Here is a 2,532-nt window from a genome sequence, read left to right on the forward strand (position 1 = left end):
CTTCTGGGTGTTCTTTGTCGGCGTGAACCTGATCTTCTTCCCGATGCACTTCCTCGGGGTTCAGGGCATGCCGCGCCGTTATCCGGACTACGCCCCGGCGTTCGAGTACTGGAACACGATCGCCAGCTACGGCTACACCGTGATGGCGGCCTCGATGGTGATCTTCTTCATCAACATCGCCTACTCGCTCGTCGCCGGCAAGAAGGCCGCCGGCAACTACTGGGGTGAAGGCGCGACCACGCTCGAGTGGACGCTGTCGAGCCCGCCGCCGTTCCACCAGTTCGAGACGCTCCCCGTGATCGAGGACGCGCACGCGCACTGATCGGAGGCCCCGGCTCAATCGGGGGTCTGACCAAACAGAGGGGCTCCGGAGCGATCCGGGGCCCTTTTGCTTGGTCTGTGCATGAGACAATCTTTGGCACCAAAGCCCGGTGCCGTTTCGCTTTCCCTGCGCGTAAAGCAGGCCTATAGGCCGCCCATCATGACCACCGCGAACCCCCAGGCCCTGATCATGCCCGCTGACTGGCGCGACTTCTTCGCGCTGACCAAGCCGGGCGTGATGCGGCTCGTCATCTTCACCGCGGTGTGCGGCATGCTGGCGGCGCCCGGCACCATCCACCCCGTGCTCGCCTTCACCGCGATCCTGTGCATCGCAGTGGGCGCAGGCGGCGCTGCGGCGCTGAACCAGTGGTGGGAAGCCGATCTGGATGCGGTGATGAAGCGCACTGCCAAGCGCCCCATTCCCGGCGGCCGCATGGATCGCACCTCCGCGCGCGATTTCGGCTTCGCGCTCTCGGGCATCTCGGTGATGACCATGGGGCTCGCCATCAGCTGGCTCGCGGCGGGGATCCTCGCCTTCTCGATCTTCTACTACGCCTATCTCTACACCGTGTGGCTCAAGCCGCGCACGCCGCAGAACATCGTGATCGGCGGCGGTGCGGGCGCGTTTCCGCCACTGATCGGGTGGATCGCGGTGACCGGCCACATCACGTGGATGCCGGTGCTGCTGTTCCTCATCATCTTCATGTGGACACCGCCGCACTTCTGGGCACTCGCGCTGTTCGTGCAGATCGACTACTCCAAGGCAGGCATCCCGATGATGCCGGTCGTGGCAGGCGAACGCTCCACCCGGTGGCAAATTCTGGCATATGCCGCCGTGCTGCTTCCGCTTTCGATGACACCCTGGTTCATCGGCGGAACGGGTTGGATCTATGGCCTTTCCGCGCTCCTGCTCAGCGGGATGTTCCTGTGGCTGTCGTTCAAGGTGGGCCTGCGTACCTCGGCCCCCGGCGATGGCATGAAGCCGGAGAAGCGCTTGTTCGCCTATTCGATCTTCTACCTGTTCATCCTGTTCGCGATGCTGGTCGCCGACCGCTTCGCGACGATCCTGGGTCTGCAAGCATGAACCAGCCTTTCAATGACCGCCCGCTCACTGCTGCCGAAACCGATGCGCTGCGCGCGCGCCAGCGTGAGCGCAACAAGGTCATGGGCCTGATCCTCGGCTTCCTCGTGGTCCTGTTCTTCGCGATCTCCATCGTGAAGATTACCGCCAAGCCGGAACATGCACCGGCAGAAGGCACAGAGCAGGCGGAGCATTCCTGATGGCGCTGGCGCTCGATGCCGGCAGCCGGCGCAACCGCAAGGTTGCCGCGATCGCTGCGTTCGGCGCGGCGGCGATGCTCAGCCTCGGCTTTGCCTCGGTGCCACTTTACCGGATGTTCTGCCAGGCCACGGGCTTCAACGGCACAACCCAGCGCGCGACGGCGGCGCAGGCGGCTGCGGTCAAGACCACCGCGCGCCCGATCACGATCCGATTCGATGGCAACGTGACCTCGGGCATGCCATGGCAGTTCCGTCCGGAGCAGGTGACGCAGGACGGGCACATCGGCGAGCGCAAGATGGCCTTCTTCATCGCGAAGAACACCTCGAACCGGCCCATTGTCGGCCGCGCGATTTTCAACGTCACACCGGAGCAGACCGGCGCCTATTTCCACAAGATCCAGTGCTTCTGTTTCAACGAGCAGCGGCTCGAACCCGGTGAGCAAGTGCGCATGCCGGTGATCTATTACGTCGATCCCGAGATGCTGAACGACCCGAACGCGAAGGACGTTCCCGAGATCACGCTTTCGTACACCTTCATGGAAGCAGCGGACAGCGTGGCCGCGCCCCCTGAAAAACAGGGTGGCAAGAGGTAGGAATGCCTCTGGACCGCACCGCAAGGCCTCGATAAAGGCGTTTGCAAACAAGCTGAATCGTGCCTTCGGGCGGCGATCCGGCAAGTCCCAAAAGACGGGGGTTGAAAAGACGAACATGGCCGGCACGAAGAACCACGATTATCACATTCTGCCGCCGGACATCTGGCCCTTCGTCGGCGCGCTGTCCGCGCTCACGATGACGAGCGGCGGCGTGTTTGCCATGCACGGCATGCCCGGCGGCAAGATCGCGCTGTGGCTCGGCGTGTTCGGCGTCGCGCTCACGATGTTCTCGTGGTGGGGCAAGGTGATCAAGGAAGCGCATGCGGGTGATCACACC

The 2,532-nt window shown here is 63.7% G+C and carries 5 protein-coding genes; all 5 read left to right on the forward strand.

The window, feature by feature from the left end; all coding sequences use genetic code 11:
• Positions 1 to 322 (forward strand): cbb3-type cytochrome c oxidase subunit I (locus Q0071_RS12265; RefSeq protein WP_298169517.1); only part of this gene is annotated, 322 nt, incomplete at its 5' end.
• Positions 323 to 481: 159 nt separating this feature from the next.
• Entirely contained in the window at positions 482 to 1,405 is a 924-nt protein-coding gene (locus Q0071_RS12270; RefSeq protein ID WP_298169522.1) for a heme o synthase, read from the forward strand.
• Positions 1,402 to 1,602 carry a hypothetical protein gene (locus tag Q0071_RS12275; protein WP_298169525.1) on the forward strand — a complete coding sequence of 67 codons (201 nt, stop codon included), beginning with the start codon at positions 1,402 to 1,404 and terminating at the stop codon, positions 1,600 to 1,602. The genes Q0071_RS12270 and Q0071_RS12275 overlap by 4 nt, the downstream gene beginning before the upstream one ends.
• The gene (locus Q0071_RS12280) at positions 1,602 to 2,195 is read left to right on the forward strand and encodes a cytochrome c oxidase assembly protein (RefSeq protein WP_298169527.1); all 594 of its coding nucleotides are present in this window, start codon (positions 1,602 to 1,604) and stop codon (positions 2,193 to 2,195) included. The genes Q0071_RS12275 and Q0071_RS12280 overlap by 1 nt, the downstream gene beginning before the upstream one ends.
• A gap of 115 nt (positions 2,196 to 2,310) precedes the next feature.
• Positions 2,311 to 2,532, forward strand: a 222-nt coding sequence (locus tag Q0071_RS12285; RefSeq protein ID WP_298169530.1) for a cytochrome c oxidase subunit 3, incomplete at its 3' end; no start/stop codon positions are given.

This window comes from Novosphingobium sp. (assembly GCF_027486195.1).
Classification (GTDB): Bacteria; Pseudomonadota; Alphaproteobacteria; order Sphingomonadales; family Sphingomonadaceae; genus Novosphingobium.